Genomic DNA, 22,385 nt, shown 5'->3' with positions numbered 1-22,385 from the left:
CACGATCAGCAGACGCCTGTCGGCGAGCAGGGTGCGGTAGAGCGCCGCCGCTTCGTCCTCGTTCGGCGGGTGCTCGGGGAGTGCGTGGGGCGGGGCGCCGAGGGCCCGGAGGAACGGGCGAGTACGTCGCCGGGGCGCAGCGCCGGAAGCCGGGAATGGCCGCGCAGGTCGGCGTACAGCTGCCCGTCCGGGAAGTGGTCGCGCCGGGCGTGCGCCCAGTGTGTGGCGAGGGCGGTCTTGCCGACGCCGGGCGCACCGACCACCACCGCGATGTGCGGTCGCCGCGCGGGGTCGGACGCGACGAGGGTGTCGAGTACGCGCAGCTGCGGTCGCCGCCCGACGAAGCTGCGCTCGCCGGAAGAGAGTTGGGCCGGGAGCGGCGTGGGGCCCAAGGGCGCTGGGCGCAGGGCTGTCGTGCGCGCGGCCGCTGTGCCGTCGGCCGGCATGCCATCGGCCGGTGTGCGACGGACCTCCGCGGGGTGGCTCTCCGTTCGGTGGGTCTCCGTGGGGTGAGCGGGCTCGCGGTGGGCCGGCGTGTGGTGGGCGGTGCGGCGCGGGACGGGCGGTTGGCGGCGCAGCACCCGCAGATGGGCTCGCGGATCTCCGTACCGGGCTCGATGCCCAGCTCCTCGTCGAGCCGGTCGCGCAGACGGGTGAACACCTGGAGCGCGGCGGCCTGTTCCCGCTTTCGGCGAGGGCGAGGATCAGCCGGGCGTGCAGGCCCTCGTGCAGCGGCTCGGTGTTCACCAGGTCCGCCAGCATCGGAACGACTTCCCCGGAGCGGCGAAGCAGCAAAGCGGCGTCGGCGTGCAGCAGCACCGCCCGGGCCCGCCGTTCGTCGGCGGCCACCGCGGCCGGATGCCGGCGCAGCGCCGGGTCGGCGTCCGCGAGCACCGGGCCCCGCCAGCAGCGCAGAGCCTCCGTCAGCGAGGCGTACCGGGCCTCCAGGTCGCTCGCGTCATGGCGAAGCTCCGCCCGGGCCAGCAGTTCGTCGAAGTGGCCGAGGTCGATCCGGTCCCGGGACGCCTCCAGCCGGTAACCGGTGGGCGTCCGGACGACGGTCGGCGGCCGGGTGCTCCGGGGGCCGCAGGGGCCCGGCAGCCGGCGGGCCTGGATGACGTAGGTGTGGATCAGGCTCGGGTGGGAGCGTGGCGGCCCGGACGGCCAGTGGATGTCGGTGATCTCCTGCTGGGTGGCGGGCTCGGGGTGCTTGAGCGCGAGCAGCCCGAGCAGACGGCGCAGCATCGGGCCGGCGACCGGGACGGGGGCCCGGCCGCGCCGCAGGACGAGCGGGCCGAGGATCAGCAGGCTCGGCCGGCCGGTGTCGCGCGGTGGCCCGGTGCGGGCGTCGGCCAGCAGGCCCGCCAGCTCGTCGTCGTTCAGCCCCAGCGTCCCGGCGAGGCTTCGCAGGGTGTGCACCCGGGGCCGCCGGGCGCGGCCGCGCTCGATGTCGCGCAGCGCTCTGGTACTGGTCCCGGCCCGGGACGCGGCCACCTCCTGGCTCAGCCCGGTCCGCCGGCGGAAGGCTGGATCCGTGGGCCGATCGTGCCACGTTCGTCTTCCCCACCCGGGCCGCCCTGCGGGCCCCCCGTCGCCGACGCCGTATCCGACATGGCATCCCCCTCCTCCGTTCTGGCAGTTTGGACTGGACCAATGCCCCGATCAAGGGACCCGGGGCGCGCACGCATGACGGTGTGAAGTGGCTCACGAAGTCGGGGACTTCGGGACGGGCGCAGTCGATCATGAGCGGATGGACACTCGCTTCCTCGGCATCCCCGAGCTCACCGAAACGCCGTCCGTGGCGGTCGTAGTCGATGTCATGCGGGCCTGCACGGTGGCCGCCTGGGCCTTCGCCCGAGGGGCGGAGAAGATCGTCCTCGCCGAGTCGCTCGAAGACGCCCTGGCACTGAAGGCGCGCCGGCCGGACTGGGTGGCGCTCAAGGACGGTGCGCCGGCGCGCGGCTTCGACGCCGTCAACTCACCGGGTCTGCTGCGCTCCGCCTACCTGGGCGGACGTACCGTCATACAGAAGACCACGGCGGGAACGGTGGGCGCCCTCGCGGTCAAGGAAGCGTCGCTGGTGCTGTGCGCCGGATTCGTGGTGGCGGAGGCGACGGCGGGGCTCCTGCGCCAACACGGCTGTGACGACGTCACGTTCGTGGTCACCGGCGAGGACGGGCGCGCCGAGGAAGACCTGGCGTGCGCCCAGTACATCGCGGGGAGGGTCACCGGGGCCGGGGCGGACGCGACCGCGTTCGTGCGCCGCGCCGCGGAGTCGCGCGCCGCCACGGAGCTGACGGAGGGCGTCCGCGAAGGAGCCCACCGCGACGACGTCGCCCTCTGCCTCGAAGTCGACCGGTTCCCCTTCGCCATGGTCGCGGCCCTGGAGGACTCGCTGATGACCCTCCGTCCGCGCGGTGTAGCTGCGTCGACGGGCGGGACATCGGCCTGATCCCCGGCCAGGCGGCCTCCGGCCCTCTCGACGGCGGCAGACCGACGAGTCGGCGGCGACTTGGTATTGACTATCGTTTTCATATAACGTTCTTCGAGGTCAACGACAAAGGTGGTCCCCATGGCAGTCCCCAAGCGGAAGATGTCCCGCAGCAACACCCGTCACCGTCGCGCCCAGTGGAAGGCGACGACGCCCCAGCTCGTCCCCGTCACGATCGACGGGACCGTCCACCAGGTGCCGCAGCGGCTGGTGAAGGCCTACGAGCGTGGTCTCCTGCGTCCGGAGGGCTGACCGGCCTCCTGGCACGCCGCGTTCGGCGCACGCGGGACAATGGGGGCGTACAGCCACCGGCACACCGTCGGCTGCCCCGCACGCCTCCAGGAGTCACCGTCTTGTCCGAGCGCACCTCGTACGCCGCCCAGCCCGACCTGCAGGCCGATTGCGGGAACTGCTTCGGGCTGTGCTGCGTGGCGCTGCCCTTCTCGCGCTCCTCGGACTTCCCGGTGGACAAGTCCGCGGGCACACCCTGCGGGAACCTCCAGGAGGACTTCCGCTGCGGCATCCACCAGCGGCTGCGTGACCAGGGGTACAACGGCTGCACGGTGTTCGACTGCTTCGGAGCGGGTCAGAAGGTCTCCCAGGTCACCTTCAAGGGCGTCAGCTGGCGTGAGAAGCCGGATTCGGCCCGCGCCATGTATGAGGTCTTCCCCGTCGTGCGGCAGCTCCATGAGCTTCTGAAGTACATCGCGCAGGCCCTGGACCTGCCCGCGGCCGGGCCCGTGCACGGCGATCTGCGCCGCGCGCACGAGCGGCTGGACGCCCTCACCCGGGACACGGCGGAGATGCTGCTCGCCGTCGACGCGGACGCGCTGCGCGGCGAGGTGAACCCGCTGCTCCTGCGGGCCAGCGAGCTGACCCGGGCGGCGGTCCCCGGGCGCAAGAAGAACCACCGGGGCGCCCACCTCATGGGATCCCGGCTGCGCGGTGCGAAGCTGCGCGGCGCCAGCCTGCGCGGGGCCCTCCTCATCGCGGCCGACCTGTCCGGCGCCGATCTGCGGGACGCCGACCTGATCGGCGCGGACATGCGGGACACCGACCTGTGCGGGGCGGACCTGCGCGGCGCGCTGTTTCTCACCCAGCCCCAGCTCAACGCCGCGCGGGGCGACGCCCGCACGAAGGTCCCGCAGACCCTGGAGCGCCCGCCCCACTGGGCGGACTAGGGCGTGTCCGGGGCCGCTCTGTCAGCGCGGCGGGGACGTACCCATGGAGCGCGGCGGCCCCAGACGCAGCCGGGCGAAGATCTCCGGACGGGCGATGCCGGGCATGACGAGGGACCACATGGCGCTGACCTGCTGGTGCAGTGCGTCCCGCTCGGCCAGGGCGAGGGACAGCATCTGTACGCCGCTGTAGCAGCCGACGAGTGTCCGCGCGGTCTCCACGGGCTCGACGTGGTCCTGGAGCTCCGCGGCTTCGCGCGCGGATTCGAGAGCGGCGGTGACGGCACCCAGCGAACCCGCGTAGCTCTCGGCGGTCTGGTACGGGCCCGGCTCGATCGAAAGGCGCACGGCGGCCCGCAGGACGGGGTCCTCCAGGAGGCCGGCGGTGTAGTGGTGGCTGATGTCCACCAGGGCCTGGAGCCAGAGCTCGGGGGCCGGGCCCGCCGCCATCTGCTCGGAGACCTGCTGGAAGTACGTGTGCTGGCGGGCCAGGATCTCGTCGCCGAGGTCCTGCTTCGACGCGAAATGGTGGTAGAAGCCGCTGCGGGAGACGTTGGCCAGCCGGAGGATCGCCGGGGTCGAGGCACCGGCGTAGCCGTCCCGGTCGATCACGATTCCGGCGGCCTGGACGATCCGCTGAAACGTCTGCTCCCCGCGATCCTGCGTCATGGCCACACCTTCCTCAGCCGCGTCCGACGTTACCCGGGGTCCCGGCGGTGCGCTCCCGGGACACGGCCGGATGCTCCCGGGCCGGCCCGCCGGGGTGGAGTTCATGAAGGCGTCGGCGGCACGGCGGCCGGGTCCTCCCGCTGCGCGTTCCAGGCTGCCGAGCACAGCGATTCGGACACGGCGGCCGTGTAGCGGGCGGCCGCCAGCCAGTACGCGGCGAAGCCGTCGGGGTCGGCGGGGAGCAGACGGCCGAAGAGGTCGCGATCACGCCGGGAGGCCGAGGCGCACAGGGCGGTGAGCAGTGCGGCGGCCGTGGGGAGACCCCCGCGGCGGATCCGGCGGGTCTCGGCGGTGACGTCGCCCAGCAGGCCGAGGGCGGCACGGCCCGCCGGAACCGTCTGCTCCACCCGGCGCTCCAGGAGGTACAGGGGCGACAGCGCGCCGGGGCCTGCGGGCTGCGGCGGGGCGAAGTGCGCGGGGGCGGACGGGTCCGGGAGGTCGGCGCGGCGCAGCCGGTCGAGGCCGAGGTCGACCGTGCCCTCGCCGGTGGGGTGCGTGCACGCGAGGAGGGTGAGCCGGGGGTGGGTGGCGGGAGTCAGGCGGCCGATGATCCTCAGCCGGGTCCCCGGCGCGGCGGCCAGCAGAGCCAGGTTGTCGCGGTGGGCGAGCGCCGGGTCGTCGTCGGCGACGGCGAGCCGGACGGGAACGCCTCCCTCGCACTGCGCGAGCAGGCACACGCCGCCCGGCTCCCGTACCGCGCCGAGAAGTTCGACGTCCAGGAAGAGCAGATCGCTGCCGGTGCCGTCCGGGTCCGCGTAGCGGGAGGTGGACCGCAAGGCGCGGGCGGCCTGTTCGGCCGGTGGCGTCTCCCACAGGGCGGCGAGCGGCGGCTCCGTCCACGCCGCACCCCGGGCGGTGACGGCCTTCACGGCCTTGCCCGCGCCCAGTCTGCCGTCCGGCGAGACCGTCGCGCCCGAAACGGCAAGACCGGCGCGGCCCAGCTCCCGGTGGGTGAGGGCGCTGTCCCCCAGGCGCACGGCCCGGTCGGCCACGCCGAGGGCCCGGCCCACGCCGCCGGGCGCCACGTCGCCGACGGTGAAGAGGCGGCCGTCGGCACCGGCGACCCAGGTGCGGACGCCGCCGTGCCCCGAGTCGGTGACCACGGGTTCGGTGAACAGGCCGTACAGGCGGAGCGAGCCGTCCGGGCTGTACGGCCGGCGCACCCGGCCTCTGACGGCGGTCAGCTCCGCCCCGGACGCCGCCCCCACGCGACGGGCGGTGCCCAGGAGTTCGGCCAGGGCGGTGACGAGGTCGGCGATGCGGTACGACGGGTCCCCGGCGCGGGCCGCGCGCAGCAGCGTGACGACGGAGAGCGCGGCGCCGGCGGCCCGGGGCAGGTGCCGGAGCCGGGCGGTGTGCGCGGCGCGCAGGAGGGCCGACTGGGTGACGGCCCCCGCCCCGTCCACCCCGGCCTCCAGCACGGCGGCGCCCGCCGACCAGAGGACGTCGGCGGCGGCACGCTGGTCCGGGCTCGCCGTCTCCGGCGGAGAGACGACGTCGGGGGCGAGGCCGGGAGCTGCGTCGGCGGGACCCGGAGCGGGTGCGGTGGCGGGGCCGGAGGCCGCGTGGGCGGCGACGCCGGTGACGGGGGCGAGGGCGGGGCCGGAGGCGACGTCGAGGCCGGGGGCACGGGCGGCGTCGGGGCCGGGCGCGGCGGCCGGGGCCGTCGCCGATGCCGGTCCCGGGGCTTCCGGGGTGGCCTGCTCGGCGGGCTCCGGTGCCAGTTCGGCGGCGGGGGCGGCGCAGGCCGCCGCCGCGCGGTGGACGCAGGACGGGGCGAGGAGGCAGCCGCAGGTGATGCCCTCCACCTTCGCCACCACCCCGCCCGGCGCGTGCAGGCGCAGCTCGGTCTCGTCGTCGACCTCGATCGTCGTGGTGTCCCCGTCGCGGTGTGCGGGGCGGGCGGCGAGCTTGGTGACCGCCATGTCCAGCCGCTTGCGCAGCCGGGGCGAGAGGCCTTCCACGAGCGTGGCCGTGACCTCAGGTGCGACGGACGGCAACTGAGCGGCGTTCATGCGGTCTTCTCCCCTATCCAGCGGGCCAATTCGAGTGGGCTGAGGGCCGCCACGGGCATCCCGGCGGCCACGAGCTGCCCGGCGACGCCCGTCGAGTACCGGGGCCGGCCGGCGTCGTCGAGGCTCGCGCACCCGAGGACGTGGCAGCCGGTGTTCACCAGCGCCCGTACCTCGGCCAGCAGTCCGGCGAGCGGCCCTCCCTCCTCGAAGTCGCTGATGACGACGACGAGGGTGCGCGAGGGCACCTCGATCAGGCCGCGGGCGTGCCGGAGCCCGGCGGCGATGTGCGTTCCGCCGCCCACGCTCACTTCCAGCAGGAGGGAGAGGGGGTCGCGTACATGGCCGGTGAGGTCGACGACTTCGGTGGAGAACGCCAGGAAGTGGGTGCTCAGGGTCGGCACCCCGGCGAGCACGGAGGCGGTCAGCGCGGACCAGATCGTGGAAGCCTCCATGGATCCGGAGACGTCGGTGACCAGGATCAGCCGCCAGTCGGCCGACCTGCGGGCACGGCTGCGGAAGACGGGTTTCTCGGGGATCACCTGGATCGTGCCGTCGACCGTCCGGCGGGCGGTGGCCAGATTGGCGTGCAGGGTGCGCGGCAGGTCGAGCCGGCCGCCGGGGCGGCGGGTGGGCCGGGCCGTCGTCGCGCCGGTCAGCGCGGGGCGCAGCCGGGTGGCGAGCTGCCGGGTCAGTTCCTCGACCAGGTGACGCACCAGCGGTCGGAGCGCCGCGAGGCGGGCCTCGGGAAGGCCGCCGGCGTACTGCAGGATGGTCCGGAGCAGTTCCACGGAGGGGGTGGCGGCCGCCGGGTCGAGTTCGGCCAGGACGTCCTGGCGCCCCGTCACGGCCGCGGCGGCGAGGACCTCTTCGCGGACACCGGGGCCGAACAGCGCGGCCAGTTCCTCGGACCACTCGCGCACACCGGGGAACGACGGCTCCCGGCCCCCGCCGGCCCCGGAGCCGTCGCGCCCGGGGAGTCCGCCGCGGGAACCCTCGCCGTGACCCGCGCCGTAGAGCTCGTCCAGCGCGGTCGCCAGGCGGGCGGCGCCGGACGGCAGTCGGTCGGAGCTCCGGCCGAGCACGAGCCGCCATCGGTCGGCGGGTGCGAGGGTACGGGCGGGGGGCGCCTCGGTGGAGGGTGTCGTGGCAAGGGTCGCCTCGGCCGGGGGCGCCTCGGTGGTGAGCGCGGTTATGGGTGCCGTCCCGGCGGAGGGCGCCTCGGCCCGGGGTGCGCCGGCGGGGGGGACGGCGGTGAGAGGCGCGGGGGCTGCGGCGGAGTGGTCCGACGGCGGTGGGACCCGGCCGTCGTGCGGCGTCGGCGGGATGGGGAGGCCGAGTTTGGTCAGCAGTTCCCTCGCCGCGAGGTCGGCGGCCGTACGGCGGGCCAGTCCGGCCGGATCGTCGGCGTCGAGGTCGTCCACCCGTTCGCCCAGCCGCTCCTCGACGGTGCCCAGCAGGCGGTCCCGGGCGGCCGGGCTCAGGGTGTCGAAGCCACCGCGCAGGGCCGGCAGACGGGCCAGGAACGCGGAGTCGTCCAGCCCGACGACCCGGTCCAGCAACGGGTCCAGGGCGTCGGCGGCGACGGTCAGGAGCGGGCCCGCGACCGTCAGGACGCCGGAGAGCCGGGCGGTGAGCGTGGCCCGGGAGGTGCCGTCCACGGCTCCGTCCACCCAGGAGGCGACGCGCTCGCCGAAGGCCTCGGCCTCTTCGTGGCCGGTGAGCACCCTGACCGCTCCGGCCGCCGCGGCGATCAGCGGGGCGCCGTCGGCGGCCAGCCGGGTGAGGGCGTCGGTGAGCCGGATGCCGCCCAGCCGGTCGGCCCGCTGGGCCAGTTCGAGCAGGGCGCGGGCGTCCTCGGGCTTCTCGGAGCCGGTCAGCCCCTCGACCTGGCGCACCGCGGCAGCGGTCAGCAGTTCCGCCGCGTGGGCGGTGCGGGCGGCCCTGGCGGTGTCGGCTTCGGGGCCGCCTGACGGCTCACCGGAAGCGTCGGACGGCACTTCGGGGCCGTCGGGCCGAACCTCGGGGCCGTCCGGCTCGGTCAGGCCCGGCAGATGGCCCGCGTCGATGCGGTCCAGCAGGTCGAGCCCGGCCAGGAGTTCGGGAAGAGTGCCGCTCGCGGGGAGCACGGCCGCCAGTTCGGCCAGTCGTTCGTCGGCCAGGGCGGGCAGCCTGCAAGCGGCGGCCTCCGCGAGCCCGCGGACGACCTGGGCGGCCGTCGGACCGCCGTCCGCACGCTCGGCCGCGTGGCGCTGCCGCAACACGCCCTCGGCCGCCTGGGCCGGGGTGACGCCACGGGCCCCGGCCGCGGTGAGCATCGCGGCCGTCGCCGGGGTCCACCGCACCCGCCAGCGTGTCGTCAGTCCTTCACCCCCCGCCGGGCCCGTCACCTCCTGCTCCTGCGCATAGGGGATGCCGCAGACCGTCAGCCTGCGCAGCAGCAGTTCGCGGCGGCGGTCGAGGGAGGAGCGCGCCGGGTCGAGCCGGAGGTCGCGGGGTGCCTTCTCGTGCGCGTCCTGCGGCCCGGGGAGCGCGAGCGCCGCGGTCTCGGCCTCGACGGCGGGGCTCAGTCCGCTGCGCGGGGCAGCGGGTGCGGGCCGTCCGGTGCGCGCTCCGACGAGCACGCGCTCGAGGGCCTGGGCGACGGCGCGGCCCGTGCCGTAGGTCTCGCCGCGCCCCAGCACCGTCTGCACGGCTTCCAGGAGTTCACCGCGGCCCGGCGCCGGCAGATCGCGCAGCCGGGCCAGGTCACCGGCGACCCGGACGATCTCCCTGCCGTCCGCCGGGCCGCAGGGGTGGCCCTGTTCGCGCAGGGCGGCGCAGAGGCGTACGGCGGTGCGGACCAGCGCCTCGTGCAGGGCCGCCGGGTCCCCGGCGGCCTCCAGGACGGTGTGCTGCCACTCCGGGTCCCGGATGCCGGCCGGATAGCCGGAGCGGGAGTCGAGCAGGGGGTACGTGTACGGGATCAGGGAGACCGTGCACGCGGCCGCCCCGGCAACGCCGTCGGCGTGCCCGCCCGCGCTCGGCTCCGGCACGGAGGACGGGCCCGGCGATCCCGCCTCCTCGGCGGCAACAGCAGTGCAGGCTGTCCCGTCCGCCCCCGCCCCTGACCGCAACAGCGCCGGAGTATGGAAGGCGCCCACCACCACGGCGGGCCGCCGTCCGTTCGCCAGGGCCTTCGCGACATGGCCGCGCATGCATGCCTCGCGTACCAGATCCGTGCCGTGCACCCCGCCCCGAGCCTCGGCCTCGTGACGCAGCGCCCAGCCGGTGAGCAGGGCGGCACGGCGGAGCGCCTCGGGTGTCGAGCCGGGCGCCTGGGCCTCCACCAGGCGGTCCCACAGGTCCTCGCCCTCCCGGCCGGTGAGCCGGGACCGGAGCGCGGCGGACAGCCCGTGCCCCTCCCCCGGCACGGGTGCGGAGGCGGCGCCGGGAACAGGGATGGGGGCCCCGTCGCGGCCCTCCGCCCACGCCCGGTCGGCCAGAGGCAGATCGCAGGCCACGGCCGGGACGCCGTTCCTCGCCGCCCAGCGCAGCGCGACCAGTTCGGGCGAGAAGTCCGCGAAGGGGTAGAAGGCCGGGCCCCGTTCACCCGCCGGGACGGCTCCGGGCCCGGCAGCCGGCACGGCGGCCAGCGCCACCGGGGCCTCGGTCTCCTCGTGGGCGAGCCAGCCCAGCCAGGGCTGGAACTCGGCGGGCAGTTCGACGAGGAGGACGTCGGGGTCCGCCGCGTCCAGCAGGGCGGGCAGGGCCGCCGCCAGCGAGGGCGCGTGGTGGCGCACCCCGATCAGGAACGGCGCCCCGGGACCGGCCTCCGCGAGGGCCGCCACCGCGGCTTCCGCGGTGACCGGTCCGCCCGCCGGACCACGCCCGGGAACCGCAGGAACCACGGGAGCCGTGGGAGCACCGGCGGGCACGCCGGCGGCGGGCGGCGCCTCGGCGGAGGTGCCGGCCCCCGCCATCGTCCCCGTCCCGCGCATGGTCGACTCGTTCATCCGTCAGCTCTCCAGCACCGAGCGCAGGTCCCACAGCGCACGCCAGGTCGCCGAACCCTGCTCCGCGCGCCTGCGCACCGGCCCGTCCCAGTACCCCAGCAGCCGTGCCGCGTCGGCGGGGTCGTCCTTGCGGACGACCCCGAGCAGATGCCCGGGCAGCAGGGAGAGCACGTCCCGGTCGCCGGGGAAGTAGGCGGCGGCCAGGCCCAGGGAGCCCGCGACGGAGACGGCCTCCGCCGTGCTCATCACCGTGGAGGGGCGTTCGACCTCCCAGCCCTCCACGGAGCGGCCGTCGCGCAGGTCGCGGAAGGCGGTGACGAGGGCTTCGAGGACCGCGTCGTCCACCTGGTAGGCGGCGCCCACGCGTTCGACGGCGGCCCGCGACTGGCGCCGGACGAGTGCGGTCTCGGCGTCCACGTCGCCGATGGGGCCCACGGTCTCGAAGTTGAAGCGCCGCTTCAGGGCCGCGGACATCTCCGAGACGCCCTTGTCCCGGAGGTTGGCGGTGGCGATGAGGGTGAAGCCGGGGGCCGCGTGCACCTGGGCTCCGTCGCCGCCCGCCAGTTCGGGCACCGCGATCCGCCGCTCGGAGAGCAGGGACACGAGGGCGTCCTGGACCTCCGGCAGGCAGCGGGTGACCTCCTCGACGCGGGCGACGGCGCCCCGGGTCATGGCGGTGAGCACCGGGGAGGGCACGAGGGCCTGCTCGGTGGGTCCCTGGGCGAGCAGCAGCGCGTAGTTCCAGCCGTACTTGAGCTGGTCCTCGGTGGTGCCCGCGGTGCCCTGCACGGTCAGCGCGCTGGTCCCGCAGACGGCAGCGGACAGCAGCTCGGAGAGCATGGACTTGGCGGTGCCCGGTTCGCCGACGAGGAGCAGCCCGCGTTCCCCGGCGAGGGTGACGACACACCGTTCGACCAGGGCGCGTTCGCCGACGAACTTCTGCTCGATCACCAGCCGGCGCGGCACTCCGGTGCCGGGCCGGGCCCCCTTCGGCAGGCTCAGGGCGTCACCCGCGCTGCCCATCACGAAGGTGACGACAGCACGGGGGGTGAGCAGCCAGCCGGGCGGGCGGGGTCCGGAGTCGTGCGCGGCGAGGAAGGCCAGCTCGGTGGCGTACCGGTCCTCGGGCAGGGTGATCTGTCGCGGCCCGTGGCCGGGCGCCGTCGCCTGCACGGGGACGCCTCCCGCGACGGTGCTGTCCGGCGTGGTGCTGTCGGGGGTGGTCGTGGTGTCGTTCGTCATCGGCGGCGGCCCTTCCGGGTGGCGCGGGTGTTCAGTTCTTCGAAGGCGGGGGCGTCGCCGCCCCGGACCCGTGCCCAGGCGGCTGCGTACAGCGCGGGGACGGGGAGGTGGGGCAGGGTCCGGGCGGACCCCGCCACGGGGTAGAGGCCTTCCTTCCAGGTCTCCAGCGGCAGCCCGGGGGCGCCGCGTTCGAGCCAGCCACAGGGAAGGAACAGGGTGCGGCCGGCGCGGGAGCGCTTCGCCTCCACGACGAGGTCGGTGGCGGCGAGTTCCGCGCGGGCCTTCTTGATCCGGGCCGGCTTCCACTCCGTCCAGCGGACGCAGTTGCGGTCCGTCGGGTCGGGCAGGGCGAGGATCATCAGATACAGGGCGGCGGCGTCCGCGCTCAGGGCGAGGGTGTCGGCCGCCTCGGCCACCACGTCCGGCACCGTACGCGTCGGGTCCTGGACCGGGTGGTGCGCGGAGCCGTCGGGGGCGCCCGCCGAGGCCAGTGCGTCGGACTCCGATCCCAGCAGGGCACGCAGGGCGAGGAGGTCGCCGGTCCGGTGGGGACCGACGGTGCCCTCGACCAGGCCGAACACCGGATCGTCGGAGCCCTCCAGTCCCGCCGGGCGGATCAGCAGCCTCTCGCTGTCGCCGTATCCAGGGGCGAGGAGCAGCGCCGTGCCGGCCCGGACCAGTCCGTCGGCCTCGGCGCCGCCGGATTCGGGGAGTGCGTGGGCGGCGCGGATCGCGGTGCCGAGCGAGGTCCCGGACTCGGTCCAGTCCAGACCGAGGTCCAGCACCAATCCGGGGTCGGCGAGACGGCTGCGCAGCGCCGCGAGGCCGACGGGCAGGTGGGCCCGCAGGGGGTGACCGTACGGCAGCGTGTACGCGAGGGTGCGCAGGGCGGTCAGGGCGTTCGCGACCGCACCGCGCGCGCTGACCCGGTGGAGGGCCGGGCGGGCGCTGCCGTCCGGTACGGGGGTGCCGTGGGCGAGCCAGCTGCGGGTGCCCGCGTTGAGGATCAGGTCGACGGAGGCGGCCGTGGCGCCGCTGAGGTCGAGGTCCAGTTCCTCGGGGACGCGGACGAGGGACCCCAGGAGTTCCCCCCAGGTCTCGGCGGCGGCCCGGACGTCGGGGCCCGTGGACCACAGCTCGGCCGGGTCCGCGGGCAGCAGCGCCCGCAGCACGGTGTGCCGTTCGTCGCGGGGCAGGGCGTCCAGCCGGTCCTGGGCGGTCTCGAAGGCGCGGCTCTTCGCGCCGAGGAGGGCCAGCGCCTCGGCGCCGGGTTCCTCGACGGCCGCCGACAACAGCGCGGTGGCCTGGAGGGGGCCGATTCCGGTGGCCGTGTGGAACGCCTCGGCGGCTTCCGGACGCCAGGGAGCCGGGCCCTTGTCACGTACCAGGGCGGTCAGCCGGGTGAGCCGGTCGCGGGCGATTCCCTGCCGGTAGACGTGCTCGCGGTCGAGGGTGAAGCCGGGGACGGGTCCGAAGGCTCCGGTCGGGTCGTGGTCCAGTGCGAGCCAGCGGGCCGCGTCGTCCCGGGAGTTGCGGCCGTGGTTGGCCAGGACCAAGACGGTGCGGGGGCCCTTGCGGAGCACCTGGCCGAGGCGGTGCACGGCCTCGGGGCGTCCCGTCCGGCCGGGGGTCGCCGCGTCGAGCGGTTCGACGAGCTCGACCCGCCGGACCGTGCCCGCCGGGTCGGCCAGCGGGCCCGCGGCGAGCGCTTCCAGCAGGACGATGAGCCCGGCGCGGTGCTCGGCGGAGGTGGCCTCCGAGGCGGCCCGGTAGGCCAGTTCGGGCAGCTTGTCGAGGAGAGGGGTCCAGGCGAGGGACTCGCCGGGCACCGTGTACGCGTCGCGCTGCCAGCCGTCCACGGGGGTGAAGGGGACCTTCGACGGTGTGGCCGGGCCGAACGCCGGCTCACCGCCGAGGACGTGGTTGACGGCGAGGATCTGCCGGATGGCAGTCCACCGGCTTCCGCCTCCGTACCAGGATCCGCGCACCTTCTCGGCGCCCCAGGCGGTGGCGGCCCGCAGCGTCGTGTCGTCGCCGTGTTCGGGCTCGTGGTCGAAGAACATGCCCTGGGTGCGTGCGGTGTTCCGGGGCGTGACCGGCTGCGCGGGGGCGGGCGGTTCCAGATACTGGGCGACCGCGACGGCCCGGTCCACGGCGTTCCGCACGATCGCGGTGACGCCCGCGAGGAGGCGTGCGTCGGAGACCTCGGGCAGGATCCGGGCGACGGCCTCCTGGCTCATCTCCTGCGACGAGGGCCCGGTGTACTCCTCGACCGCCCGGAACGCGTTCAGGTGCCGGACGACCGCGGCGGCGACCTCGTCGAACAGTTCGTGGGCCCGGGCCTCCGTCAGCTTGCGCAGGGTGGTGGAGCCTTGCTCGTCCCTCGGGCGCAGGGCGTGCCAGTAGACGGCGGGAGGCACATAGGGGGTGCCCGCCGCGTCGTTCCCGCCGGAGGAGTCGGTGCCGACGGACCACAGACCGCCGCCGGCGCCGTCGGTGTCCGCCGGGTGCGCCTCGACGGAGCGGTGGCGCAGGACCACGGCGGGCCGCGACCCGCCGGGCAGGGTGAGGGCGCCGAGCGGCACGACGGTGGCGCCGTCGGGCAGCGGGTGCGGCAGGGCGACCGTGTGCCCGTCGGGGGTGCCGGCGACGGTCCGGTCCCCGTCGGCGGGGGCGGCCGTGCCGGGTTCGGCGGCGGTGCGGCGGACCCAGCGTCCGAGGACGGTGCCGTCCGTGCCGAACGGGGTGGTCTCCAGGCCGGGCTGGAGGGGCAGCACCTGGCAGTGCTCGGCGAGCAGCCGGGTGCCGTCCTGCACCCCGGAGCGGAGGAAGGCGGGCAGGGAGGCGCGGCCGTGGGTACCGCTGACCGGGTCGTACTCCAGCCACACCCGCTGGGTGCCCTGGTGGCCCTCCCGCCAGTGGCCGGTGCCGTCGGCGAGGACGGCGCGCTGGGCCGGGAGGGTGGTGTCGCCCGCGTGCAGGGCCTTGCCGCCGGTGGCGGTGCCGCCGCCGGGCAGCGGCACGGAGACTTCGTCGGTGAGACTGGGGCGGCCCCAGCGGGGGATCTGCTCGCCGCCGACGGTGAAGACCTCGGCGGGGCGGTGCGACCAGTAGCCGTGCTGCTTGCCGTCCTCCCACCAGATCACCAGCAACTCCCCGTCGACGAAGCGGAAGGCGGGTGTCCGCCACTGGTCGGTGGAAGGGGGCAGCCGCAGGGTGTGCCGCAGCAGAACGCCTTCCGGGCCGACGACGACGGCGCGCTCCTGCGTACTCAGGATCAGCGCGGGCCAGGCGCCGGTGACGCCGACGTTCTGCGACCGGTTGTTCGCCCGCCGGGACGCGGTGGCGGCCTCCGCGGCCAGTTCGGTGTAGGTCTCGTCGAGCGCGGGCCAGCCAAGTTCGTCGAAGACGCCCGTGCGCAGGGTGGAGAGGAGCAGAGGTACGACGTCGTGCTCTTCGAGCAGACGCGCGGCGTCCGGGGCGACGTCCGCGACCACGGCGCGGAACGGCGAGAGCTTGTTGAGGGCGATGCGCAGCCCGGGCAGTCCGCGCGCGGCGGTGTACTCCTCGGCGCAGCGGGTCAGCCACTCGCGCAGGAGGACGGAGAGCACCGGGTGCGCGGCCACCTTCGCCATCCCGGCGTCGCTCAGCCGCTGGCCGCGCCCGTCGCCGAGGCCGCCGACGTTGCGGCGCAGGAGGTCGCGGAAGCCCGGGTGCCCGGCGACGGCGGCGAGATCCCGCTGTCCGGGCTCGTCGTCGGCGAGCCACTGTCCCAGCGCGAAGCCGTTCGACCGCCCGTGGCCACGGGTCGTGTCCGCGTCGTCCGGCTCGGCCACGGGGACTCCGGAGGCCAGGCAGAGGTCGAGAAGGTCCAGGTCGGCGGTGGGCTGCCAGCGGCCCTGGAACAGTTCGACGGGGCGTCCGTCGGCGCGCAGCCAGTCCGTCATCCGGGCGGTGAGGTCCAGGGTGCGGGGGCTGCGGCCCGAGGTGGCCCGGTTGCGGCGTCGGTACGCCTCCCAGCGGGCGAGCCAGTCCGCCGGGGAAACGGCCGTGTCGGCGGGGTCGGAGGAGGCCGGGTGTGCGGTCAGCAGTTCCTCGGCGCCGGAGTCGGCCAGGAGGGCGAGCCAGCCGGATTCGCCGTCCGTGTCGCGGCCGTTCTCGCTGAAGGTCTCGGGGAAGAACCCGAGGAGCCGGGCCCGTACGGACACGTCCTCCCGGGCGAGGGCGGTGAGCGCGGAGCCGTAGGTCGTCCAGAAGGAGGCGGGAGCGCGGACAACTCCGGGAGAGCCGATCAGGTCGGCCACCAGCTCGCGCTCGGCGCTCTCGCGGTCCAGTCCGGCGGCCTTGACCAGGGTGCGTACGTCCTGTGGCAGTGCCGCGTACGGCGGCATACCGGCGGCGCAGCGCTCCACCAGCAGGCGGCGGAACTGCCCCCAGGCGTCGGCCGGTGCGAGCCGGGCCACCAGGTCGCGCACGTACTGGCGCAGGGCCTTGACGGTCAGTGCGCCGGCGAGGGCGAACTCCAGGAAGACGGCGCGCTGCCGGTCCTCGTCCACGACCAGGCCGTGGACCCGCTCGGCCTCGCGTGCCTTGCCGAAGAACGAGGCGGCGTAGGTGGCGTTCTCGGCCTGGAGGAAGAGGCGCGCCACCTGCTCGTAGTAGGTGGGGAGGAAGTGCGGCACGGCCCGGCCGAGGCGGGTGCCGAGTTCGTCGAAGCCCTCCTTGGCCGCACCGGCGCGGGTCTTGGCCTGCCGGCCGAGCCGCTCGATGTCCTTGACCAGGGCGAGGGCGTGGTGTCCGTTGGCCGGGTCGTTGACCAGGGCCCAGGCAGGGAAGCCCAGCGTCTCACGGCGGACCTGCCCGACGACGGGGGCCTCGGCGGCCCGGGCCAGCCCCAGGAACTCCAGGGCCAGGTCCTCGGCCTCGCCGAGCGTGCCCGGGACGAGCCGGACCACCGCGCGGTCCCCGAGGGCGGTGTGCGTGTAGGTGCGCGCGGTCAGCGTGTCGGCGTCGTCCCGGTCGGTGGTGCCGGCCGGGAGGATCGCGCCCGCGTCCAGCAGGCTCGCCGCGCGGGCCTCGGCGGCGAGGGCGGAGGCGCTGCGGCCCCGGTTCTGGGCGGGAAGGGCCGTCGAGCCCGTGGCCGCCGTGTTCGCTTCGGTGTTCGTCGTGTTGCTCATGCCGCCCGCTCCTCGTCCTCCACGTCGCGTCCGGCGTAGAGCGCCGCCGCCATGCGCATGCCCTCGGACCACGCGACGCGGCCGACCTCGGCCGCCGTCAGCGCGCGCCCCGAGGCGTCGGTCCAGCCCAACGGGCCCGTCTCGGTGCCGTAGGCGTCGTATCCGTCGTGCTCGCCGATCCAGATGCGTGCCTCGACTCCGACGCCGTCCTCGACGACCGGGCAGACCGCGTATCCGCCGCGCGACCGGTATCCGAGCTGGGTGACGCGGCCGTGCAGGAAGCGCAGCTCCTTGAACACGCCGCCGGCGTAGGTGTCCACGGAGGTGGTGTCCGGGGCGAGGCCGGCCGGGCGGTGCCACACCTCGCGGAACAGCTGCTCGACGTTCTGGCGGACTTCCAGTTCGACCGCGAACTCCCGCAGTTCGTCGAGGTCCTCCAGCAGGACGGGGTGGGGCACGTGGACGGTGTCCGGGGTGATGCGGACCGTGTCGCCGTCCAGGTCGACGAGGCCGAGGCCGCGCTCGGGATCGACGTCGCGCAGGAACCCGGCGACTCCGCCGTCCGCGCCGGTGACCACGACGTCCCGCAGGGCGGCCTGCCACGCCGGGTCGGGCCAGACCCGGGCGAGCACGGCGGTGGGAACGGGCAGCGAACGCACCATCCACTGCTCGACGTCGCTCAGGCACCGCTTCTCGTGCCGGTCCAGCCACTCGGTCAGCTGCCGGAGACCGACGACCGCCGGATCGTCCTTCAATTTCGCCGGAACGGACTTGAGCCGTCGGCCCTTCCCGTTGCGGCAGACCACCTTGCCCGCCTCCAGAGCGACTTCGTAGTCGCCCGCAGGAACCCACCCCATGCGCTGTTCTCCCCGTCGTGCCGGACAGCCGCCGCCGTGGCGGCATGCTGATGAATCCCGTCGACGGCAACGCACCGTGACGATTGGGAGAGACTCTAGGCGGCCCCAGTGACAACGCGTCCGGAGCCCTGGGATCAGGCGGCCGTCCGGGGAGACGGGTCCGGGGGGTGCCCGTCCGTACGGGCACCCCCCGGGGGGTGGTTCAGCCGTGATCACCCGAGGGCGATCGAACGGTGGTGGTGCGCGGCGTCAGAGCGTGCGAGCCGCGGAGGCGATGGCGGAGGCGAAGGTCGAGACCTCGGCGTAGACGCCGGGGTAGCCGGGCCGGGCGCAGCCGTAGCCCCAGCTGACGATGCCGACCTGGACCCACTCGTTGGCGTTGTCCCGGCGGAACATCGGGCCGCCGGAGTCGCCCTGGCAGGTGTCGACGCCACCGGTGTCGGGGTATCCGGCGCAGATCTCCTCGTTGGCCACGAGTTCGTTGCCGTAGGCGGAGCGGCAGGCGGCGTCGGAGACGAACGGGACGTTGGCCTTGAGCAGGTAGCGCTGCTGGCTGCCGCCCTCGCGGTTGGCGCCCCAGCCGGCGACCGTGAACGTGCCCTGGTTGTACGCGGTGGTGGTGGCGATCTTCAGCGTGGGCTGGTTGATGGGCTGGGCGAGCTTGATGAGCGCCCAGTCCTTCCCGGTGCCGTTGTAGCCGGGGGCCTGGAGGACCTTGGTGGAGCGGACCTTGATCGCGTTGGACGACTGGAGGTCGACGACGCCGCCGGTGGCGGTGATCGAGGTGTTGTTGCCCGATCCGCTCACGCAGTGGGCGGCGGTGAGGACGATGTCCTTGGCGTACAGGGCGCCGCCGCAGCCCATGGAGAGCCGGACCATGAAGGGGAACTCGCCCTGGGCGGCGCGGGTTCCGCCGACGACGGGGTTGGGGGCTGCCGAGGCCGTGACGGGCTGGAGGCCGACGACGGCGATGGCGACGGTGGCGACGACGACGGAACATCTCTTGAGGGCACGCAGGAGTTGCTTCACGGACCGCCTTCTTTCGTGGGGGGCTGCTGGGGGAACCACGACACGGGCGCGATGACTCTCTAGTCATGCACCCGTCAAAGCGATCCGATTGTCGGGAACAGGAAACCCTCCCCGCAAGGCACACTTTTCGGCCAGGCGGTCACCCAGGCGATTCGCTCAGGCGCCGGCCTGGAGGCGCAGCCCCGCCAGGGTCAGATCCAGCGCGGCCCGGAACTGCTCGATGTCGTCGTGCCCGTCGAACTCGTCGACGATCTCGTGCACGAAGGGGAAGTCCTGGGCGTCGAGCTCCCGCCAGCTCGCGGCGAAACGGCCGAGGAACTCGTCGCGGCCGAGGGCGCCGTCGAGAACCTCCCGAGGCGGCTCCTGCCCCAGGTCGACCGCGGAGCCGACGACGACCGTCGTGATCGCCGAGACGGCGTGGAACCGCTGGCGCGCGGTGAGCTTCAGCCGCAGAGTCGGCTGCCCGAGCTTCTCGTACAGGCGCAGGGCGTTGCCCTGGACGTCGGTGTTGCGCATGAAGTAGTTCCCGAGCCAGGGCCGCACCAGGATCGCGTCGAACAAGGTCAGCGACATCGCCCGCAGGTCGTCGATCGGGTCGTCACCGGGCTCGGTCGCCTCGATCTCGGCGAGGACACCGCCGATGACGTGATCGGTGGCGCGGTCGAGCAGCTCGTCCTTGCTCGCGACGTACCAGTAGATGCTGGCCACGCCACCCCCGAGGCGCTGCGCGAGCGCACGGAACGTCAGCGCCGTGGGGCCTGCCTCGTCGAGCAGCGCCACCGCCTCGGTGAGCACGGACTCCATCGAGTGCGAAGCCCGGCGGCGGCCGCCCGCGGCGGCCCGGTTCTGGTGGCGCGGCATGGCCCCTGCCCCTTCGTTTGCATCGCTATCGAACGCTGTTCTATCGTACCTCATGGAACACCGTTCGATAACCGAGCGGCGTTCGATCGAAAGGAGCGCCGCCATGACGACCGCGATACTGAAACCCCCCGCTTCCCGCGCCTATCCCTCCCTGCGCGCCGCCTGGATCCCGCTGGCCGCGCTCTGCCTGGCCTTCTTCGTGGAGATGGTCGACAACACCCTGCTGTCGATCGCGCTGCCCACCATCGGGCGCGACCTCGGCGGCGGGACCACCGCACTGCAGTGGGTCACCGGCGCGTACTCACTGACCTTCGGCGGTCTGCTGCTCACCGCGGGCTCCGTGGCCGACCGGCTCGGCCGCCGCCGCGTCCTGCTCGTCGGGCTTGCCGTGTTCGGCGCGCTGAGCCTGTGCGCCGTCTGGGTCACCACCGCGGGTGAGCTCATCGCCCTGCGCGCCCTGCTCGGCATCGCCGCCGCGGCGATGGCCCCGATCACCAACTCGCTGGTGTTCCGCCTCTTCGACGACAAGGCGCTGCGGATGCGCGCCATGACGGTGATGATCGTCGTCGGCATGTCCGGCTTCATCCTCGGGCCGCTGATCGGCGGCACGGCCCTGGCCCATGTGCGCTGGGAGTGGCTGCTCGTCGTCAATGCCCCGATCGCGGTGATCGCCTGGATCGGCGTCCGCCGGGGCGTCTCGGCCGACCGGCCCGAGGACCTGACCCGCGACCGGCTCGACGTGCCGGGCGCCGCGCTGAGCGTCGCCACCATCGGGCTCGCCTGCTACGCGCTGACCAGCGGCGTCGAGAACGGCTGGCTCTCGGTCCTCACCCTCGGCTCGATCGCGGGCGCGGCCGTCGCCGCGATCGCCTTCGTCCTCCACGAGCGCCGCAGCCCGGCCCCCATGCTCGACCTCCGCCTGTTCTCCGACGGCACGGTCCGCGGAGCCGCCGTGGCACAGATCGGTACGTCCATCGCCATGGCCGGCGTGATGTTCGGACTCATCCTCCACTTCCAGTACGCGTACGGCTGGAGCCCCGTACGGGCCGGCCTCGCCAACCTGCCCCTGATCGTGACCATGCTCCTCGCGACACCCCTCTCCGAAGGGCTGGCCCGCCGCTACGGCCACCGCGTCGCCTGCCTGGTAGGTGCGGCCTGCCTGGCCGTGGCGCTGGCGGGACTGTCCTGGGGCGTCGAGCACGGTTACCTCGTCATCGCGCTCTGCATGGTGCTCATGACGATCGGGCTGCGGACCGTCATGACGATCTGCGCGGTCGCGCTCGTCGACGCGATGCCGGCCAACCGCACCTCGATGGGCACCGCGCTCAACGACACCGCGCAGGAGGTCGGCACCAGCGTCGGCACCGCCGCGGTCGGCACGCTGATCGCCGCGCTGGTCACCACCCAGCTTCCGGCCGGCGTGTGGAGCAGCGGCCTCGTCGCCTCCTTCTTCCACGGCGAGCGGATCGCCTACGCCGTACTCGCCGTCACCGTCGGCGTGATCGCGACGGTCGGCGCGCTGAGCCTCACGGACTCCCGCAGCGTCGAGGAGGCAGCACCCGCGGAGGCCACCACCCCCTAGGACACCACGCGGCCCTTGCCGAGGGCGATCACGCCGTTGCGCGAGACGGTGTAGAGCTCGCGGTCCCGTTCGGGGTTGACGCCTATCGTCGCCCCGGGCGGGACGTCGACGTTCTTGTCGAGGATCGCGTTGCGCACCACCGCTCCCCTGCCCACACGCACACCGTGGTGCAGCACGGAGCCCTGGACCACCGCGCCCTGCTCGACGATCACACCGGGCGAGAGCACCGACCCGGTGACCTGGCCACGGATCACACAGCCCGGGCTGACGATCGACTCGCCGGCGATGCCTCCGGAGACGAAGCGGGCCGGTGCCTGGTGGCTCGCGTGGGTGTACATGGGCCAGCGTTGGTTGTACAGGCTGAACAGCGGCTGCTCGGAGATGAGGTCCATATGGGCCTCGTAGTAGCTGTCCAGGGAACCCACGTCCCGCCAGTACCCGCGCTCGCGCTGGGTCTCGCCCGGTACGTGGTTGTCGTCGAAGTCGTAGACGTGCGCGGCCCCGCGCTCGGTGAGCATGGGCAGGATGGATCCGCCCATGTCGTGGACGGAGTTCTCGTCCTCGGCGTCCTGGTGGAGAGCGTCGACGAGAACCTTCGTGGAGAAGACGTAGTTGCCCATCGAGGCGAAGACCTTGGTCGGGTCGTCGGGCAGCCCGGGTGGGTCGGAGGGCTTCTCCAGGAAGCGTTTGACGCGTGAGCCGTCGGAGGCCGGGGTGATGACGCCGAAGGCGGAGGCTTCCGCACGGGGCACCTTGATACCAGCGACGGTGACGCCGGCACCGCTCTCGATGTGCCGCTCCAGCATCTGGCGTGCGTCCATGCGGTAGACGTGGTCGGCTCCGAACACGGCTATGTAGTCCGGCTGTTCGTCGTGGACGAGATTGAGCGACTGCAGGATGGCGTCCGCGCTGCCGAGGTACCAGCGAGGGCCGAGGCGCTGCTGGGCCGGGACCGGTGTGACGTAGTTGCCGAGCAGGCTGGACATCCGCCAGGTGGTGGTCACATGGCGGTCGAGCGAGTGGGACTTGTACTGGGTGAGGACGCAGATCCTCATGATGTCGGCGTTGACGAGGTTCGACAGGACGAAGTCGACCAGCCGGTAGGTTCCGCCGAAGGTCACCGCAGGTTTCGCCCGGTCGGCCGTCAGCGGCATCAGCCGTTTGCCCTCGCCTCCCGCAAGGACGATCCCGAGCACCGAAGGTCCAGCGCGCATGGCCACTCCCCCTCCTGA

14 protein-coding genes and 1 pseudogene are annotated in these 22,385 nt (G+C 74.3%); 4 read left to right on the top strand and 11 right to left on the bottom strand.

The window, feature by feature from the left end:
* Window positions 1-5: 5 nt before the first annotated feature.
* Window positions 6-446, bottom strand: a complete 441-nt coding sequence (locus tag WQO_RS37005) for an AAA family ATPase (protein WP_029182136.1) — start codon at window positions 444-446, stop codon at window positions 6-8.
* A 206-nt stretch (window positions 447-652) separates the two neighbouring features.
* Window positions 653-1,494: pseudogene (locus tag WQO_RS37000) on the bottom strand (BTAD domain-containing putative transcriptional regulator); the annotation flags it as partial.
* Window positions 1,495-1,750: 256 nt separating this feature from the next.
* Here WQO_RS37000 and WQO_RS31815 point away from each other — a divergent pair.
* From WQO_RS31815 to WQO_RS31805, 3 genes are all read left to right on the top strand, one after another.
* Window positions 1,751-2,452: a 2-phosphosulfolactate phosphatase gene (locus tag WQO_RS31815; protein ID WP_010058979.1), complete on the top strand. Its 702-nt coding sequence runs from the start codon at window positions 1,751-1,753 to the stop codon at window positions 2,450-2,452.
* Between the two features lie 120 nt (window positions 2,453-2,572).
* Window positions 2,573-2,743 (top strand): 50S ribosomal protein L32, encoded by a 171-nt coding sequence (rpmF, locus tag WQO_RS31810; RefSeq protein ID WP_010058977.1) that lies wholly within the window; start codon window positions 2,573-2,575, stop codon window positions 2,741-2,743.
* Between the two features lie 101 nt (window positions 2,744-2,844).
* Window positions 2,845-3,672, top strand: a complete 828-nt coding sequence (locus tag WQO_RS31805) for a pentapeptide repeat-containing protein (protein WP_010058976.1) — start codon at window positions 2,845-2,847, stop codon at window positions 3,670-3,672.
* Between the two features lie 21 nt (window positions 3,673-3,693).
* Here the strand turns inward: WQO_RS31805 and WQO_RS31800 are convergent, their stop codons facing one another.
* From WQO_RS31800 to WQO_RS31765, 8 genes are all read right to left on the bottom strand, one after another.
* Entirely contained in the window at window positions 3,694-4,338 is a 645-nt protein-coding gene (locus WQO_RS31800; protein ID WP_010058975.1) for a ScbR family autoregulator-binding transcription factor, read from the bottom strand.
* 101 nt (window positions 4,339-4,439) lie between these two features.
* Window positions 4,440-6,413 (bottom strand): hypothetical protein, encoded by a 1,974-nt coding sequence (locus WQO_RS31795; RefSeq protein WP_010058974.1) that lies wholly within the window; start codon window positions 6,411-6,413, stop codon window positions 4,440-4,442.
* Window positions 6,410-10,405 (bottom strand): vWA domain-containing protein, encoded by a 3,996-nt coding sequence (locus WQO_RS31790; protein ID WP_058954169.1) that lies wholly within the window; start codon window positions 10,403-10,405, stop codon window positions 6,410-6,412. Before WQO_RS31790 ends, WQO_RS31795 begins: the two co-directional genes overlap by 4 nt.
* A gap of 3 nt (window positions 10,406-10,408) precedes the next feature.
* The gene (locus WQO_RS31785) at window positions 10,409-11,647 is read right to left on the bottom strand and encodes an AAA family ATPase (protein ID WP_010058972.1); all 1,239 of its coding nucleotides are present in this window, start codon (window positions 11,645-11,647) and stop codon (window positions 10,409-10,411) included.
* A complete protein-coding gene (locus WQO_RS31780; protein ID WP_058954168.1) occupies window positions 11,644-16,824 on the bottom strand; it encodes a hypothetical protein in 5,181 nt (1,726 codons plus the stop codon). Before WQO_RS31780 ends, WQO_RS31785 begins: the two co-directional genes overlap by 4 nt.
* Window positions 16,821-17,681 (bottom strand): DUF4132 domain-containing protein, encoded by an 861-nt coding sequence (locus WQO_RS31775; RefSeq protein ID WP_010058969.1) that lies wholly within the window; start codon window positions 17,679-17,681, stop codon window positions 16,821-16,823. The genes WQO_RS31780 and WQO_RS31775 overlap by 4 nt, the downstream gene beginning before the upstream one ends.
* Window positions 17,682-17,930: 249 nt before the next feature.
* Window positions 17,931-18,710: a S1 family peptidase gene (locus tag WQO_RS31770; protein ID WP_010058968.1), complete on the bottom strand. Its 780-nt coding sequence runs from the start codon at window positions 18,708-18,710 to the stop codon at window positions 17,931-17,933.
* 156 nt (window positions 18,711-18,866) lie between these two features.
* Window positions 18,867-19,514: a TetR/AcrR family transcriptional regulator gene (locus WQO_RS31765; protein WP_029182135.1), complete on the bottom strand. Its 648-nt coding sequence runs from the start codon at window positions 19,512-19,514 to the stop codon at window positions 18,867-18,869.
* 160 nt (window positions 19,515-19,674) lie between these two features.
* On the opposite strand from WQO_RS31765, the gene WQO_RS31760 reads away from it, so the two are divergent.
* Window positions 19,675-21,153 (top strand): MFS transporter, encoded by a 1,479-nt coding sequence (locus tag WQO_RS31760; protein WP_010058965.1) that lies wholly within the window; start codon window positions 19,675-19,677, stop codon window positions 21,151-21,153.
* On the opposite strand, the gene glgC is transcribed toward WQO_RS31760, so the two are convergent.
* On the bottom strand, window positions 21,150-22,367 hold the full coding sequence (glgC, locus tag WQO_RS31755; RefSeq protein WP_010058964.1) for a glucose-1-phosphate adenylyltransferase: 1,218 nt from the start codon (window positions 22,365-22,367) through the stop codon (window positions 21,150-21,152). The genes WQO_RS31760 and glgC overlap by 4 nt on opposite strands.
* Window positions 22,368-22,385 lie beyond the last annotated feature (18 nt).

The organism is Streptomyces globisporus C-1027 (assembly GCF_000261345.2).
Classification (GTDB): domain Bacteria; phylum Actinomycetota; class Actinomycetes; order Streptomycetales; family Streptomycetaceae; genus Streptomyces; species Streptomyces pakalii.
Note: the sequence above shows the minus strand (reverse complement) of the source record. Positions and strands in the feature narration are given on the sequence as shown.

Coding starts and splice junctions, on each gene's coding strand:
- WQO_RS31785 (WP_010058972.1), bottom strand. CDS start 11,647: ATGACGAACGACACCACGACCACCCCCGACAGCACCACGCCGGACAGC.
- WQO_RS31800 (WP_010058975.1), bottom strand. CDS start 4,338: ATGACGCAGGATCGCGGGGAGCAGACGTTTCAGCGGATCGTCCAGGCC.
- WQO_RS31780 (WP_058954168.1), bottom strand. CDS start 16,824: ATGAGCAACACGACGAACACCGAAGCGAACACGGCGGCCACGGGCTCG.
- WQO_RS37005 (WP_029182136.1), bottom strand. CDS start 446: ATGCCGGCCGACGGCACAGCGGCCGCGCGCACGACAGCCCTGCGCCCA.
- glgC (WP_010058964.1), bottom strand. CDS start 22,367: ATGCGCGCTGGACCTTCGGTGCTCGGGATCGTCCTTGCGGGAGGCGAG.
- WQO_RS31795 (WP_010058974.1), bottom strand. CDS start 6,413: ATGAACGCCGCTCAGTTGCCGTCCGTCGCACCTGAGGTCACGGCCACG.
- WQO_RS31775 (WP_010058969.1), bottom strand. CDS start 17,681: ATGGGGTGGGTTCCTGCGGGCGACTACGAAGTCGCTCTGGAGGCGGGC.
- WQO_RS31765 (WP_029182135.1), bottom strand. CDS start 19,514: ATGGAGTCCGTGCTCACCGAGGCGGTGGCGCTGCTCGACGAGGCAGGC.
- WQO_RS31760 (WP_010058965.1), top strand. CDS start 19,675: ATGACGACCGCGATACTGAAACCCCCCGCTTCCCGCGCCTATCCCTCC.
- WQO_RS31790 (WP_058954169.1), bottom strand. CDS start 10,405: ATGAACGAGTCGACCATGCGCGGGACGGGGACGATGGCGGGGGCCGGC.
- rpmF (WP_010058977.1), top strand. CDS start 2,573: ATGGCAGTCCCCAAGCGGAAGATGTCCCGCAGCAACACCCGTCACCGT.
- WQO_RS31815 (WP_010058979.1), top strand. CDS start 1,751: ATGGACACTCGCTTCCTCGGCATCCCCGAGCTCACCGAAACGCCGTCC.